This window comes from Burkholderia sp. 22088 (assembly GCF_052045915.1).
GTDB classification, from domain to species: domain Bacteria; phylum Pseudomonadota; class Gammaproteobacteria; order Burkholderiales; family Burkholderiaceae; genus Burkholderia; species Burkholderia cepacia.
Window position 1 is genome coordinate 64,525 of record NZ_JBQEPY010000024.1, and the last position, 16,631, is coordinate 81,155.

The window sequence follows — 16,631 nt, forward strand, 5'->3', positions numbered from 1 at the left end:
AATGCGGGAACGCATGCCGCCGGCGACCGCAACGGCCGACCGCATGCGCGGGCACGCGCCGTCAGAACCGGTAGGTCGCACCGGCCTGCGCAAAGCGGCCGACGTACGTGTACAGCGACGTGTCGTAGCCGGTCTGGTAGGCCGCGTTCATGTACACGGGATCGAACGGCGGCTTGCGGTTGAAGATGTTGTTGATGCCCGCGTACAGCGTCCAGTGCTTGAACCCGGTATAGCTGACGGTCATGTTGAACTGGCTGTACGACGCGACGCTGTCCTGCATGTTCGGGTAGTTCCCGGCCGGCAGGATCGCCTGGCTGTACGGGCCCACGTAGATCCACGTCAGCGTCGTGTTCCACTTCCGGTAGTTCCAGTTCAGGTCCGTATTGCCCTTCCAGCGCGGGAAGCTGCCGCCGAACGGCTGGTTCACCGAACCGTTGTTGCCCGCGAAGTCGGTATCGACGCCGCCCACCGGCATCTTGAAGTGCCACACGTACGCCCAGTCGCCCGACAGCGTGAACGTGCCGATCGCCGTCTTCATCGACTGGCGGAACGTCGTCTCGAAGCCGTCCGTGTCGAGATGCGACAGGTTCTTGTACGGCATCACCACGTACGCGATCGAACCGTTCGGGTTGCGTATCACGCGAGACGGATCGTTCGCGTCGACCACGCTCTGCACGTCGTCGGTACCGATCACGTTGTCGACGTGGATCTTGTACCAGTCGAAGCCGATGTCGGTCGTGCGCGTCGGCGACAGCTGGAAGCCGATGTTGTAGTTCTTCGTACGCTCGGGCTGCAGGTTCTGGTTGCCCGCCTGGATTTCTTCCGTCAGGTTGTACGAGCCGGGCGCGTTCCGATCGTGCGCGTCGATCACGCCTTGCGTGGAGAAGGTACGTGACGCCGTATTCTCGATCAGCGTCGGTGCACGGAAGCCGCGCGTGTACGACGCGTAGGTCGTGAACTCGCGCACCGGCTGGAAACGCAGCGCGAAGCGCGGCGAAAACGCCCCGCCGAAATCGCTGTAGTGATCGTAGCGGCCCGACTGGCTGAAGGTGAGGTTTTTCAGGATCGGTACGTCGAGCTGGTAGTAGACCGCCGCGACATTGCGCTGGCCGTTGACCGACTGCATCGCCGGCCGGATGAGCGTGCCGTCCGCCCAGCCCGACCCAGTGCCGATGTACTGGGTTTCATGCAGGAATTGCGTACCCAGGCCGAGGCCGACGTTGCCGGTGGGCAGCGCGAACAGGTTCGGCGTCGCAATCGTTGCATCGACCGAGTCGAGTTTCGTGATCGCCTGCGTGCTGGTGCTGCCATAGGCGCCATCGAGGCCATGCGGCGTCGCGGCCGGATTCGCGAAGTCGAACCCGCCGTTCTGAACGATGTTCTCCAGCGCGGATGCCCGCATCCGGTTCGAGAAGTCGTTCGACACCTCGCTCTGCGAGTGCGAGTACGCCACCGACCAATCCCAGTCGCCCACCTTGGGTGTGGAGAAGGTACCCTTGACGCCCGTCGCCGCCCGCCAGAAATTCGCGCTCGTGCGAACAGACTGCGTGTCTCCGAACGTGTAGCGAAGCTGCGTCGGCGTGCCGAACGGATTGTACGGATTGCTGCCCGGCACGACGTTCGGCACCAGCTTGACGCCCCCCGTCGCGGGATCGTACGTCTGCGTATTCGAACGCAGGCGCTCGACGCCGGTGTTCGTGACCGTCGTATTGTTGCTTTCCCACAGGTCGGCGAATGCCTGCATCGCGTCGTTGATCTTGAAGTCGGCATGCACCTTCGCGCTCAAGCGTTCGGTCCACGGCGAGATCGACGATGCGTATGCGGTATTGTTGCCGCACACGCTGCCGCTTTCGCCGAATGCCTGCGCGGTCGAGCCGGCCGGAATCGCCTTGCCGCCGCGCGGGCATGGCGACAGCGGCACGTCGGTGCCATTGCGCCGCCAGTACGACAGCGATTCGTTGTTCAGGCCGCCGGGGAAATTCGAGAAATTCTGGTTCTGCGACATGTCGCGATCGGACGCCAGAATCCCGTTGGACTTGTAGTAGCTGAGTGCCGCGGTCACGTTGAAGCGATCCGAATTCAGGTCGCCGATGCCGCCCAGGATGCTGAACTGGGTCGTGCCCGCGCCGCCGCCGCCCTGCGTCGCGCCGCCGTAGCTGCCGCCAAGCTCGAGCCCCTGGAAGTTCTTCTTGGTGATGATGTTCACGACGCCCGCGATGGCATCCGAGCCGTACTGCGACACAGCGCCGGTCTTGACGATCTCGATGCGGTCGATGATGTTGATCGGCAGCGTGTTCAGGTCGAAGAACTGGTCGGTGCCGTTCACGGCGAACGCGTAGGGTGCCACGCGCTGCCCGTCCACCAGCACCAGCGTGTACTTTTCGCTGAGGCCGCGCAATGCGATGCCCGCACCGCCCGGCGCGAAACTGCCCTGCGCGCCCGATCCTTCGCCCCAGCTGCTTGACGAGTTCGCCGACACGCCGCGCAGGAAATCCGATACCGTCGTATAGCCGCTGTTCTCGATGTCCTTGGCCGTGACGGTCTGCACCTGGTTGAAGCCGACCTTGTCCGCACTGCGGATCAGCGAGCCCGTCACCTCGAAGCGCTTGATCTGCGCGACCTTGCCCTGCGCCGCCGCGCCACCGGCCGGCACGCCGGCTCCCGGGCCCGGCTCACCGGTCGGCACAGGCGCATCCTGCGCGACCGCCGTCGCAATCTCTGCCCCCCCGGGCGACGGCTGACTCTGCGCGAATGCCGGCGCCGCCAGCGTGGCCGTCAGCGCCATTTCCGCCCAGATCATCCTCTTGATAGCCAACGCCAAAACTTTCTGCTTCATCTTGGTCCACTCGTTCATCAATAAGAACCCACCGGTTTTGCCCGGGATCTTGTGAATCCCCGCCCGCTTCCGGGCCCTGCGCACCGGCCCCGTGATTTCCGACCTGCCACCTGCACTGCCTCGAGCCCGCCGGCAACGCGACCTGCGTGGCACTTGCGCCCCGTGTTGCCGGCTCCTTCGTTCGGCGTGGCCATCCCGACCGCACGCCTCACACGTTCCATCCAAAAACATTCAGTAATACTTATGTAAGCACCCGGTGAAACGGATGCCTTTTCGTGTTCTCTCAGGCTCCGGCCGGCGCCCCGACCCAGACGATCACCGCTTCCTCGTTGGTGGCGTTGCTCCAGACCTGGGTCGGGGTCGACTCGTAGTGCGCGGCATCGCCCGCTTTCAGCACGACGGTGCGGTCGTCCAGCGTCAGCTCGAGCTCGCCGTTCATCACGTAGACGAATGCCTCGCCGGCGTAAGGTGCCGCTTCAGGCGTGGCCCGGCCGCGTGGAATCCGGAACAGCCTCGCATCCAGCTTCGTTCCGCTCGCCAGATGCGAAAGCTGTGCGAACGTACTGGCGAGCGACTCGACGCCGCAGTGCTGCAGCGATTCGCACTGGCACGCCGGCGGCATGTCGCGCGACGCGCCGACGAAATGGTCGATCGTCACGCCCAGCGCCTTCGCGATGCCGACGAGCGTCGCGATCGACGGCATCGCGCGTCCGCGTTCGATCTGCGACAGGAACGGCTTGGAAATGCCGGCCGCAGCGGCGGTCACATCCAGCGTGAGCTTGAGCTGCCGGCGCAGCGTGCGAATCTTGTTTCCCATCGAGGTGGCGACAAGCATCGATTCATCGGAAGACGAAACCATAGTGAGACACGAACCCATAGTCGAAACTGTTTGATGAATACGCTCCCCCGGTCGACGCGATCGCAGTGCGCATTCAGCGCGACTGCGTACCGACGGAAACCGTGATCGCGCGGCGGACATTCGATGTTACGGCTTTCCCGGTTTTCACATCGCATCGCTACATTTGCACTACTGATCGATATGGATTCCCGGTGGTCGTGTCGCATCGTCCGCTCCGTCAAGGGTTCGTCGGGCCTCGCAAGGTGCCGGTCTCCTGCCCTGCCGCCAGCTTCACGGCATGTACTGCTCGTTGCCGATGAGGCCGATCTTCGTCGCGCCGACACGCTGCGCGCTTGCCAGCACGCCGGCGACGGCCCGGTACGGCGCGAGCTTGTCCGGACGCAGGCGGATCTCCGCCTGCACGGGCTCCGCGGCGACGTGCGCGAGCTTCTGCTCGAGTGCCGCGCGATCCGGCACTCGCGCGCCGTTCCAGGTCGTTGCGCCATCGGCGGCGATGTCGATCTGCACGGCCTCCGGCGGCTTCGACGGTGGCGGCGGATTGCCGACCGGCAGGTCCATCCGGACCGAGTGCATCTGAATCGGGATCGTGATGATCAACATGATCAGCAGCACCAGCATCACGTCGATCAGCGGCGTGGTGTTGATGTCGACCATCACGTCCGGCTCGCCGCCGCCCGAAGATACGTTCATGCCCATCGTCGACTCCTACCCGCCGCGCGCCGGCGGCTCGGTGATGAAAGAAACCTTGGCGATGCCCGACCGTTCGCACGCGGTGATCACGCGCCCGATGAATTCGTAGCGCGTGTTCTCGTCGCCGCGTACGTGCACGTCGGGCTGCGGAGACATCTGCGAGATGCCCTTCAGCTTCGCGAGCAGCGTCGGGCCGTCCACGTGCGTTTCGCCCCAGAAGAATTGCCCGTCGCGATTCACCGCGATTTCGACGCTTTTCGGCGTCGTCTCCAATGGCTGCACCGTTTCCTTCGGCAGCTCCAGCGGAATCGTGTGAGTCACGACCGGAATCGTGATCAGGAAAATGATCAGCAACACCAGCATCACGTCGACGAGCGGCGTCGTGTTGATGTTGGCGATCACGTCGTCGTTGTCGTCCTGCCCGACGTTCATGGCCATCGTGCACTCCCGCCTGCGTCAGTGCACGAGCGACGCGGCCGGCGTACCGGCGGCCCGCACCGTACGCTTGCCGCCCGCGAGCAGTACCGTATGCAGCTGTGCGCCGAAGTTGCGCACCCGCTCCATCAGCGACTTGTTGCGACGGACCAGGAAGTTGTAGCCGAGCACGGCCGGCACCGCGACAGCGAGCCCGATCGCCGTCATGATCAGCGCCTCGCCGACCGGGCCCGCGACCTTGTCGATCGACGCCTGCCCGGCGATGCCGATGGCCGTCAGCGCGTGATAGATGCCCCACACCGTGCCGAACAGGCCGACGAACGGCGCGGTCGATCCGACTGTCGCGAGGAATGCGAGACCATCCTGCAGCCGGTTCGACACGTTGGTGATCGCGCGCTCGACCGAGACGTCGATCCACGTGTTGCGATCGACCGCCTCGAGCAACGCCGCGTCGTGATGCTCGCCGGCCTCGATCGCGGTCTCGGCGATGAAACGGAACGGCGACGCCTCGTCGAGCAGGCTCGCGCCGGCCGATAGCGACGGCGCGGACCAGAGCTGCTCGTCCGCGAGCTTCGCACGTCGGTTCGCGCGGAATTGCTCGAGGAACTTCGCGATCATGATGTACCAGCTGCCCATCGACATGATCACGAGCAGAATCAGCACGAATCGTGCGACGAAATCGCCGTTCTTCCACAGCGCGCCGAGCCCGTACGGATTCTCGACGGCCTGCGTCGCCGCCGGTGCAGGCGGCGGCAATGGCTCGTCCGCCGCCGCCTGCGGCGCGGACGCCGTCGCGGCCACGGCCACCGGCGCGCTCGCCTCGGCAAACGCCGGCTGCGGCGCAACCAGCGCCTCGAGCGCGACGGAGGATATCAACATGCAGGCCGCGAGTGCAGCCAGTGAACGCTTTGCCATACCTACTCCACTTATTTCGTTTAACTGATCGATTGAAATTCCCGTCCTGCCGCCCCAAGGCCCCGCACGGGTCAGTTCAGGTTGAACGAGAACGGAACCTGGACGCGCACCGGCTGCCCCTGCGCCATGCACTTGAATCGCTTGACCGTGTTGTAGGCAGCGCGATCCAGGACTGGATCGGCCGACTGCGACACCCGTACGTTGGTGACGTTGCCGTCCGCATCGACGACGAATTCGATCGTGACGTCGCCCGTGATGTTGTTTTCCTGCGCTTCCTTCGGATACTGCATCGATGCACGCATCTGGTCGGAATTCGGGCAGACCACGCCGACTTCATGGCTGACCGGCTTCGCCGCCGGCGCCGGCGGCGCGACGACGGGTGCCTGCACGGCCGGCGCGGACGGCACGGGCGCGGCCTGATGCGTGATCGCTGCCGGCGGAGGCGCCTGCACCGGTACCTCCGCCGGCGGCACGAATGGCGGCGGCGGCAACATCGCCTTCGGCGGCGGCAGCTTGACCACCGGCAAAGGCGGCGGGGGCGGCGGCGGCTTCACCGGTTCGATGATGCGGGTTTCGATCGGATGCTGGATAACCTGCACGACCTTGGTCGCGAGGCCGTTGAGGAGCGCGTAGACCAGCAACACATGCAGCAGCAGAACGGCCGCGATACCGCCGAAGCGGCGCACCGGGTTCCGCTGTTTCCCGCCGAACTGCCGCTGACGTCCGGGCCTCGCCGGTCCGCCTCCGGACGCGAGCACGCCATCCTCGATCTTGATACCCACCTTCAGTCCCCCAACGCGAATGTCGCCGATGCACGATGCCCCACGGCCCGGATAGCGGCAGTGTCTGATTCGAAACCCGGAAAGCCCGATTTACTTATTTTCGAAAATACGATTCCTGCCCGTCGATCGCTCGATACGGGGAAAATACCTGCCCATCGAAATTGATTAGATTCCGGAGAATGAAACGGATGCCCGTCCGCTCGAGCAGAGACCGACGGAGTGCTACCCAGACGCAATCATGCGAATGGAAGGCAAAGATATTCGATAAGGAATTAATCCATCAAAATACGCCACCCGTTGATTACAGAAGATATCAAGAAAAAATTTTGACCGTCAAACTTTTTTTGATGGAAAGGCAAAAGTTTGATCACATCAAACTTTTCGAATTGACGACGACGAATGCGCGAGTTTAATTGCATCAAACATTCCCCATTTCAGTGCGCACGATAATCCGAAAAAGTTTAACCACATCAAACTTCCACATAAATTTACTCGTCGGAAGCGATGCTTCCCGAAGCAGGAGTCGACTCGAACGGGATCGGCATCTGGCGCCGTGCATCGCCGCCGAACTGCCAGTGCACACATCATCCGCTGCCCCCAACACCGCGCACGTCGTACATTCCGGCGGATTGTAGGCCCAGTGGTCGAGGCAAACGCGGCCAATACGAGCGTGGTCGCGCCGGTTCCATGCACGACGATCGACCGTTGCGACACGCAGCCCGGCGGAGTGAACCCGCGGCGAACGAACAGCCGCAACCTCACACACCGCCTTAATCCGGATGTCTTTCCCCGTTTTCAAAAAACAAATCCAATTCCAGCGTGATTTCAATTTACCCCACCCTATCCATATCAATACAAGCATCGATCATTTGCCCGACCAAAAATCGATCGATAAAGTCTCTCGCCACGTGCGCCGACCATTAATCTCGAATTCGGCACCCGATGGAAAAATTGAGCCACCCGTCACATTTCGGATTACATCCGTTATTCCGGGTGCTCGATCCGAATACAGGAATTGCGCGAACGACAGGGGGTTGCGAGTCGACATGCCATCGCAAACGGCATGGATACCCGGCAACTGCTAACCATTGAACTTGCTCGTCAACACAACTTGAAGATGCAAAACACGTCGCTCCATATCAAGAGCGTGGGCGCAATCGCGCTCTGCCTGTCCGGCCTCGCGACACCCTGGATGCCCGTCGCGGCACAGGAAGCCGCGTCGGGAGCCGCCGCCGCCGCGCCGCCGAATGCGGCCAGCCCCTCCGCGCCGGCCCGTGGCGAGGCTGCCACGCAAAAACCGGCCACCGCATCGCTGAAGGCGTTTGTCGTGACGGGATCGCGCATTCCGCGCTCCGAGAAGGAAGGGGCGACGCCCGTCACCGTCATTACCGGTCAGGAGCTCGAATCGAAAGGGTACCGAAACGTCTTCGACGCGCTCCAGTCGCAAACCCAGAATACCGGCTTCACGCAAGGCGCCGACTACGGCAACACGTTCACGCCGGCCGCGAATGCACTCAGCCTGCGCGGCCTCGGCCCGAACCACACGCTCGTGCTCGTCGACGGCCGGCGCGTGGCGGACTACCCGATCGCGTACGACGGCAACGTCAACTTCGTGAACCTGGCCAACATTCCGTCGGCGATGATCGACCGCATCGAAATCCTGAACGGCGCGGCCTCCGCCGTGTACGGCTCGGACGCGATTGCTGGCGTCGTCAACATCATCATGAAGAAGCACATCGACGGCATCGAGATCAACGTCAAGGGCGGCCGCACCTGGGACGGCGGCGGCGGCAACGGGCGGCTGCAGGTGTCGGGCGGCAAGGAATTCGGCGCGCTGAGCACGGTGTTCGGTCTCGAGATCAGCAAGACCAACCCGATCTGGTCGGGGCAGCGCGACTTCATGGCGTCGTCGACGCTCGAAGGCGAACCGCCGACCAAGACCTGGGCGCGCCAGAACCTCGACACGGGCCGCTACGTCGGCGCCGCCGGCGCGTGCGGCCCGCTCGCCGGCATCGGCGCATTCGGCGGCACCTCGACCGTCGGCACCCGCAATGGCGCGTACTGCGGCAGCGGCGGCGCGCAGCCGTCGTACTGGACAACACAAACGAACAATGTCAGCGAGAACCTGTACGGCGGCGTCGAATACCGGCTGAGCGATCTCGTCACGCTGTTCGGCTCCGTATCGACCGCCTGGAACCAGACCGAGAACAACACGCGCGGCCCGAGCTGGACGTCGGCCGCGGCGACGACCGGCTATTTCTTCAACCAGGAAACCGGCGCGAACGAGGCGTGGACCAAGCGCATCTCGCCCCAGGAGATCGGCGGTGCGTCGGTATGGAACAAGCACTGGAACGACGTCGCGGGCAACCTGATCACCGGCCTGCGCGGCAAAGTGCCCGACAGCAGCTGGAACTACGAGTTCACGTACAGCGCGTCCGGCTATCAGAGCCGCGCGACCGTGCCGCGCCTGCTGTCGAACGTCGACGGCTATTACCTCGGCCCGCAGCTCGGTACCGCCGCCGACGGTGCGCCGATCTACGCGCCCAACGCCGCACGCTTCGCGACCCCGCTCACACCGAACCAGTTCGCGTCGATGTACGGTGAATCGACCAGCAGGAACAACACGTGGACGCAGACCTTCAGCCTTGCCGCCAACGGCAACCTGTTCTCGCTGCCGGCCGGCCCCGTGCGCGCGGCCGGCGTGATCGAATACGGCACGCAAGGCTTCAGCAATTCGATCGACCCTGCCCTGAACCAGGGCGTCTACTACAACGCCGCCGGCGCGACCGGTGCGAGCGGCAACCGCAAGCGCTACGCAGCCGCGGTCGAGCTGCGCGTCCCGATCCTGAGCCAGCTGACCGCGAACGTCGCAACGCGCTATGACGACTACTCGTTCGCGGGCACCCGCAACAACAAGCTGACCTACGACCTGGGGCTCGAATACCGGCCGCTGCGCGAGCTGTTGCTGCGCGGCAATTACGGCACGAGCTTTCGCGCGCCGGACATGAATTACATCTTCATGAGCCAGTCGAAGGGCTATTTCGAATCGACCACCGACTACTTCCGCTGCAACCAGTCGGGGAAATCGCTCGCCTCATGCGAATACGCGAACGTGTCGCCGGGCTCGAACTTCATTCAGAAGGGCAATGCGAACCTGAAGCCGGAAAACGGGAAATCATGGGGCGCCGGCTTCGTGCTCGCGCCCACGCCGGACATCGACCTGTCGGCCGACTACTACAACATTCGCATCGACAATCTGGTGACGACCATCGATCCGGACAACCTGCTGAGAACCGAGGCCGCGTGCCGAGCGGGGCAACTGAGCGCCAGCTCGCCCAACTGCGTGGACGCGCTGAGCCGCGTGATCCGCAACCCGCTGACGGCCGTGCTCGACCCCGGCGCGATCAACACGATCCTCGTGAACCCGATCAACGCCGCGATGGAAAAGACGACGGGCTTCGACCTCGGCGGCAAATGGCGTTTTCGCCTCGGCCGCGCCGGCACCTTCCTGCTGAGCGCCAACTTCACCAAGGTCCTGAGCCACAAATACCAGCAGTACACGAACGGCCCGGTACAGGATCTCCTGCATTCGCTCGCCAACCCGACCGGCAACCCCGAATGGCCGGACAAGCTCATGCTGAGCCTGACCTGGTCGATCCCGAAGTGGACGTCGACGGTGCAGCTCGAGCGCTACGGCAAGGTACCGAACGCCGCCCAGACCGCGTATCTGACGCCGACCACACTCGCGAACCTGAGCATCTCGCACCAGTTCTCGCGGGATACGTCACTGACCTTCGTGATGAACAACGTGTTCAATACGATCAAGCACGACGATTCCTCCGGCTGGCCGTACTACACCGTGGGCTACTACATGCCGTACGGCCGCACGCTGTGGCTCGAGTTCAGCCATCACTTCAGTTGATCCGGACGACACATGCCCGCCGCGGTATCGCTGGCCGGACCGGCCAGCGTTCTGCTACCCGCATGTGCGCGCAATGCCCCTGCCGGAGATGATCGATCTCGGGGCGGACCTGTCCGCGCAGGTTCGTCTGCTGGCCGCCGGAACCCTCGTGGCGACACGCACCACCCCGCTTCACTGCACGCTAACCCAGGATGCAATATATTTTCCCCGCGATCGCGACATGCCCCGGCAATCGAGCCGGGAAATGCATCATCGCGGAATCGCATCGTGTTCTTTCTCATTCACCGGCACCTGAAATAATCAGGGGCATCCGTATCGGCACTCCATGTTTTCGAATAAATTCCCGATTCTCATCGCAGCCAGCGCAATATTCGCGGCCCATGCATCAGCACAAACCACCGCGTCCGCGCCCGTCCCCGAACAACTGCCATACGACATCCCTTACGGCCCGCCCATCACGCTGACGCAGGCGCGTACCGCCATGGCCGCCGCCGAAACGGAGGCGCGACGCCGAAACTGGAAATACGCGGTTGCCGTGGTCGACAGCGGCGGGAACCTGGTTTCGTGCGACAAAATGGACGGGACGCAACTCGCATCGGTTGAAATCGCGGAGGCCAAGGCGCGCGCGTCGGCTCGATTCCGCAGACAGACCCGGGATCTGCAAAACGCCATCAACAACGGCGCGACCGCCAATCTCAGCATCCCGGGGATTCTCGCGGGCGAAGGCGGCATCCCGATCGTGATCGACGGGCACCTGATCGGCGCGATCGGGGCCAGCGGTGGCGCAGGTGTGCAGGATAGTGTCATCGCGGCAGCCGGTGCCGCGGCAATCAAGTAAGTCGCACTCCATCGAGCCTGTCGCAAAACCGTATCGTCGACGACGCTCGCGCTGCCGTCGCACTGCTCACTTCGGCAATACAGCAGTCGAATCCCGACGTTTTAATTACTTCAAGCTTTCGATTTTGTTCTAAATCGGTCGCAGCAGGCCGATACCGTGTTGAAAATACGCGATTCGACCGATATCGATACACTCCGCCGTTGAGATGAAATTTGAACGAGACACTGGACGCGCGAATGGAACCGGTTCCATAATCTCGTGCCCGAACGCTGTCTCGCGTGAACAGATAAAAATCTCCGTATGCGGCGCGTGCAATACCTCGTCCAGCCGGCAATGGTCGTTTGCCGATGCGCTCGGACAGGTAACGCAGCGCCGCGGGGGACGTATTCGGGTCGTTTCGGCCCGGTGCGGCTCCCGACGCGGAATATTCGGAAGAAAGAAAACATGCGAGCAACGACTCGCGAAAAAGACGAAAACGACATGGCCCCACACAAAAATGAATCGCGCATTTATGCGCGCGCCGGCATGACCCGTAGAGCGGTGCTGAAAATGATGGCGGCGGCGCTGACGCAAGTCGGATTGCTCACCGCCGCACCCGGACATGCATTCGCGCAGCAGCCGTCGCTCGACACCCGGACCTTTCTCGCGCTGTCGAAAGCGCTCACCGGCCACGCGAATCTCGACCCGACGACGGCTGCTCGCCTCGTCGACGCATTCCGTCGCACGGACCCCGGCTTTGCCACGCGTGCAGCCGCGCTGGCGCAACGCGTCCGCGCCGGCCAGACACCCGCGCAACTGCTGGCCGATGCCGACGGCGCAGGCCTGCACGACACGGCGCTCGCGATCGTCGCCGCGTGGTACACGGGCACCGTCGGCCACGGCCAGAAGGCCGTGATGGTCGCCTATGCCGATGCGCTGATGTACGACACCGTCCACGACGGCATGAGCGCACCGACCTATTGTTCGAACGGCCCGCTATGGTGGACCGCCGAACCGCCACCGGCCGATGTCGCGCCGCCCCGTAAAACGGTTGCGTCAGCAACTACCCAGCACCCGCAAACGCACGCCTGAACCTCATGAGAACTCCTGTATTTGAATCGAACGGCGACGTATCGGCCGATGTCGTGATCGTGGGGTCCGGCGTGGTTGGCGGCCTGATCGCCGACCAGTTGGTCAGCCAGGGGCATTCGGTGCTGGTCATCGAATCCGGCCTGCGCATCGAGCGTGGTCAGGCGGTCGAGAACTGGCGCAACATGCCCTTCGACAATCGCGTGGGCTCCGACTTCCAGGGCCTCTACCCGCAGGCGCCGAATGCGCCCGCCCCGCTGTATTTTCCGAAGAACAACTACGTCGGACTGAGCGGGCGGGATGGCCAGAGTTTCCAGCAGGGCTATCTGCGCACCGTCGGCGGCACGACGTGGCACTGGGCCGCGTCGAGCTGGCGACACCTGCCGGTCGATTTCCGGATGAAGTCGACTTACGGTGTCGGCCGCGACTGGCCGATCTCCTATGACGACCTCGAGCCGTACTATTGCCGCGCGGAAGAGGAAATGGGCGTCGCCGGGCCGAGCGATCCGGCGATGCAGTCGCCGGCGCAGCGCAGCCGCCCGTATCCGATGGACATGGTGCCGTGGGGCCATGGCGACCGGCGCTTCGCCGAAATCGTCAATGCGCATGGCTACCGGTCGATCCCCATTCCGCAGGCGCGCAGCACGCGGCCTTGGCACGGCCGTCCGGTCTGCTGCGGCAACAACAATTGCCAGCCGATCTGCCCGATCGGCGCGATGTACAGCGGTATCCACCACATCGAGCGCGCGGAGCGCAAGGGTGCGAAAGTGCTCGCCGAATCGGTCGTCTACAAGATCGACACCGATGCGAACAATCGCGTGACGGCCGTGCACTGGTACGACGCGTCGCACAAGTCGCACAAGGCCAGCGGCAAGATGTTCGTGCTCGCGTGCAACGGCATCGAGACGCCGCGCCTGCTGCTGCTGGCCGCGAACGAACGCAATCCGCACGGCATCGCGAACGGCTCGGACCAGGTCGGGCGCAACATGATGGATCACTCGGGCTTCCACTGCACGTTCCTCGCGAACGAGCCGATGTGGCTCGGCCGTGGCCCCGCGCAGAGCAGTTGTATCGTCGGCCCGCGCGACGGCGATTTCCGCGGGCAGTATTCGGCGAACAAGATGATCCTGAACAACATCTCGCGCGTCGGGCCGGCCACGCAGCAAGCGCTGAAGCTCGGCCTGGTCGGCAAGGCGCTCGACGAGGAAATCCGGCGCCGCGCGATCTACGGCGTCGACCTGTCGATCAGCCTCGAACCGCTGCCGGATCCGAACAACCGCCTGACGCTCAGCAAGACACGCTTCGATCCGCTCGGCCTCGCGTGCCCCGACATCCACTACGACGTCGGCGACTATGTGCGGCGTGGCTACGACGCGGCATGCAAGCAGCTCACGCATATCGGCAGCCTGTTCGACGCGGTCGAGTTCAACATCACGAAGACGCTGAACGCGAACAATCACATCATGGGCGGCACCATCATGGGCTCCGATCCGAAGAACTCGGTCGTCGACGGCGACTGCCGCACGCACGATCACGCGAACCTGTGGTTGCCGGGCGGCGGCGCGATGCCGTCGGCGTCCGTCGTCAATACGACGCTGTCGATGGCGGCCCTCGGCCTGAAGGCTGCGGATTCGATTTCCGCGAGCCTCGCGAAGGGTTGATTCGATGACACACACGATCCAACGACAACTTCGCACGCTGCGCGGCGCCGGCTACCGCGCGGCCATCGCGCTCGCGCTGCTCGGCAGCGTCGGCAGCACGCCCGCGTTCGCGCAGGAAACAGCGACCGGCGCGGCGTCGACGTCGGCCGACGCCGCGCTGATCGAAAAAGGCCATCAACTCGCGATCGCGGCGGACTGCATGGCGTGCCATACGGCGCTCGACGGCGGCAAGCCGTTCGCGGGCGGATACGGTATCGCGTCGCCGATGGGGCAGATCTATTCGAGCAACATCACGCCGTCGAAAACGGCCGGCATCGGCAACTACACCGAGGTGCAGTTCGCACGCGCGCTGCGCGGAGGCGTGCGCGCGGACGGCGCGCGCCTGTATCCGGCCATGCCGTATACGTCGTACAGCGGCCTCAGCGACAACGACGTGCACGCGCTCTACAGCTACTTCATGCACGCCGTGAAGCCGGTCGACGAGCCCGCACCCGCGACGAACCTGCCGTTCCCGTTCGGCATGCGCGTCGCGATGACGGGCTGGAACATGCTGTTCCTGTCGGACAAGCGTTTCGAAGCCGATCCGGCGCACGACGCACAGTGGAATCGCGGCGCGTATCTGACCAATGTGCTCGCGCACTGCAGTGCGTGCCATACGCCGCGCAATGCGCTGATGGCCGAAGACTTCAGCCGCAACCTGGGCGGTGCACAGCTCGGCGCGTGGTATGCGCCGAACATCACGTCGGATCCGGTAAGCGGCATCGGCGCATGGACCGACGACGAGCTGGTGTCGTACCTGAAGACCGGCCGCGCACCCGGCAAGAACCAGGCGGCCGGACCGATGGCGGAGGCCGTGCAGAACAGCCTGCAGTATCTGTCGGACGCGGACCTGAAATCGATCGTCACGTATCTGCGCAGCACGAAGCCGATCCGCGACGAGCACGAGTCCGAACCGGCATTCGCGCACGGCCGCGCGGTCAGCAGCGAAGCGACGTTGCGCGGCACGACCGCGTTGAATGCGAACGGTACGCTGACGACGGGTGAAGCGCTGTTCAGCGGTTACTGCGCGAGCTGTCACCAGGCCAACGGCAAGGGCAGCCCGAGTCAGGCCTATCCGTCGCTGTCGAACAATACCGCCACGGGCTCGCGCAATCCGTCGAACCTGATTGCGGCGATCCTGTACGGTGTCGATCGCGACGCGGGCGGCCAGCACGTGCTGATGCCGTCGTTCGGTGAGGATTCCTACGTTCAGCCGTTGAAGGACGATCAGGTCGCCGCGATCGCGAACTACGTGCTCGCGCAGTATGGCAACGCGAACGTGACCGTGACGCCCGACGACGTGGCCGTCGCGCGCAGCGGCGGCCCGGTTCCGCTGCTCGTGCGAGCCCGGCCGCTGATGCTCGCGGCGCCGGTGGTTGTCGTGCTGCTCGGTGTCTTCGCATTCGTGCTCCGCCGACGGCGGGCACGTCGTACGGTACGCTCGGCGATGACGTCCGGTGAGGTCGGATGATTGAGGATGTCAGCCATGCCGTTGCCGGACTGGCGGTCTTCTGACTTTCGGAAGAGACGTTGGTCGTTCAGTCAACGGACATGGATGCAGGCGAGGCGCTCGCGCGAAGTACGGCGCTCGCGTTCTCGCCGCCATCCGATACATGCAGGCAGTATCTGCACCGGTCCCCTTCATCGGTTATGAGTCTGGCGGTTCGGCGGTCTGTCCGGTTCGCACTGAGCCTGCACGAGATCGAAGAATTTGTACAAGGATGGACTAGATCAAACAGACGGCGCCAGATCGGCTGACTCAGTTCGGCGAATAGTTGCCATTCACGCAACACAGAAAGACGCCATTCCGATGGTCAGTTTACTTCGGAACCTGCCGGATGCGGGATGGAGGGACGTCGGCCAACGCCAGCATTCGGTGATGTGGGACTGTGGAGCAGATGCACCTCCCATTGCCGACATTCGCGAACCTGCGTAGTTGAATCTATGGCCAGCCCGGAACATCACCTTATTTTGACTGTTTGTTCCAGTATCGATAGAATGGCCTCATGGCTAGAAACAAAGAGTTCGATATTGACCAGGTCCTAGACGCCGCAATCGACGTCTTTCGCTCGCATGGCTATGCAGGCACCTCGGCCGGCATGCTGGTCGAAGCAATGCGGATCGGTCGACAAAGCTTGTACGACACATTTGGCGACAAGTGGGGGCTCTATTGCGCAGCAGTAAAGCGATACGGTGACACCGAACGTCAGGCGCACCTTGACGCGCTGAATCAAGGTCACAAGGCCATCGACGGTTTGCGCGCGATGATGAATCGCGTCGTGCATGAGGCCCGTCGGCCCTGTTTGGGTGTGGGTTCAATCAGCGAGTTCGGAGACTCGGAGCCGGAACTGACGAAATTGCGCGAAGGGATCGGTAAATTCTTGCTCAAGGCGCTGACAAAAAGGGTGCAGGAGGCCCAGGCACAAGGTGACGTTTCACGGGAAGTTGACGCCGAACAGGCTGCAAGCTTTCTGGTTGCAAATATTGCTGCTATTCGGTTGTCGGCACGCGGAGGTGCCAGCGATCCGGAATTGGCATCCCTAGGCCGGTTGGCGATGCGAGTCTTGATGTGAAAATTTTTTGCCT

12 protein-coding genes are annotated in these 16,631 nt (G+C 63.5%); 6 read left to right on the top strand and 6 right to left on the bottom strand.

Translation table 11 applies throughout. From position 1 onward, the window contains the following. Positions 1–61 precede the first annotated feature (61 nt). The 6 genes from ACTJLD_RS35865 to ACTJLD_RS35890 all read right to left on the bottom strand — a co-directional run bounded on the left by ACTJLD_RS35865 (position 62) and on the right by ACTJLD_RS35890 (position 6,511). Positions 62–2,836: a TonB-dependent receptor gene (locus ACTJLD_RS35865; RefSeq protein ID WP_272544078.1), complete on the bottom strand. Its 2,775-nt coding sequence runs from the start codon at positions 2,834–2,836 to the stop codon at positions 62–64. Between the two features lie 283 nt (positions 2,837–3,119). Further along, on the bottom strand, positions 3,120–3,695 hold the full coding sequence (locus ACTJLD_RS35870) for a helix-turn-helix domain-containing protein (RefSeq protein ID WP_440661109.1): 576 nt from the start codon (positions 3,693–3,695) through the stop codon (positions 3,120–3,122). 270 nt (positions 3,696–3,965) lie between these two features. Further along, the gene (locus ACTJLD_RS35875) at positions 3,966–4,391 is read right to left on the bottom strand and encodes an ExbD/TolR family protein (RefSeq protein WP_027792450.1); all 426 of its coding nucleotides are present in this window, start codon (positions 4,389–4,391) and stop codon (positions 3,966–3,968) included. Between the two features lie 9 nt (positions 4,392–4,400). Further along, the gene (locus tag ACTJLD_RS35880; protein WP_027792449.1) at positions 4,401–4,823 is read right to left on the bottom strand and encodes an ExbD/TolR family protein; all 423 of its coding nucleotides are present in this window, start codon (positions 4,821–4,823) and stop codon (positions 4,401–4,403) included. Between the two features lie 18 nt (positions 4,824–4,841). Beyond that, the gene (locus ACTJLD_RS35885) at positions 4,842–5,735 is read right to left on the bottom strand and encodes a MotA/TolQ/ExbB proton channel family protein (RefSeq protein ID WP_059696035.1); all 894 of its coding nucleotides are present in this window, start codon (positions 5,733–5,735) and stop codon (positions 4,842–4,844) included. A gap of 71 nt (positions 5,736–5,806) precedes the next feature. Then, a complete protein-coding gene (locus ACTJLD_RS35890) occupies positions 5,807–6,511 on the bottom strand; it encodes an energy transducer TonB (RefSeq protein WP_440661155.1) in 705 nt (234 codons plus the stop codon). Positions 6,512–7,634: 1,123 nt separating this feature from the next. On the opposite strand from ACTJLD_RS35890, the gene ACTJLD_RS35895 reads away from it, so the two are divergent. From ACTJLD_RS35895 to ACTJLD_RS35920, 6 genes are all read left to right on the top strand, one after another. Then, positions 7,635–10,439 (top strand): TonB-dependent receptor domain-containing protein, encoded by a 2,805-nt coding sequence (locus ACTJLD_RS35895; RefSeq protein ID WP_440661110.1) that lies wholly within the window; start codon positions 7,635–7,637, stop codon positions 10,437–10,439. A 325-nt stretch (positions 10,440–10,764) separates the two neighbouring features. Beyond that, the gene (locus ACTJLD_RS35900) at positions 10,765–11,277 is read left to right on the top strand and encodes a GlcG/HbpS family heme-binding protein (protein WP_333997548.1); all 513 of its coding nucleotides are present in this window, start codon (positions 10,765–10,767) and stop codon (positions 11,275–11,277) included. A 309-nt stretch (positions 11,278–11,586) separates the two neighbouring features. After that, positions 11,587–12,348 carry a sugar dehydrogenase complex small subunit gene (locus tag ACTJLD_RS35905; RefSeq protein WP_440661112.1) on the top strand — a complete coding sequence of 254 codons (762 nt, stop codon included), beginning with the start codon at positions 11,587–11,589 and terminating at the stop codon, positions 12,346–12,348. A 5-nt stretch (positions 12,349–12,353) separates the two neighbouring features. After that, positions 12,354–14,006, top strand: coding sequence for a GMC family oxidoreductase (locus ACTJLD_RS35910; protein ID WP_060085601.1), 1,653 nt, complete (start codon positions 12,354–12,356; stop codon positions 14,004–14,006). A 4-nt stretch (positions 14,007–14,010) separates the two neighbouring features. After that, entirely contained in the window at positions 14,011–15,516 is a 1,506-nt protein-coding gene (locus ACTJLD_RS35915) for a c-type cytochrome (protein ID WP_440661113.1), read from the top strand. Between the two features lie 535 nt (positions 15,517–16,051). Further along, entirely contained in the window at positions 16,052–16,618 is a 567-nt protein-coding gene (locus ACTJLD_RS35920) for a TetR/AcrR family transcriptional regulator (RefSeq protein WP_027792443.1), read from the top strand. Positions 16,619–16,631 lie beyond the last annotated feature (13 nt).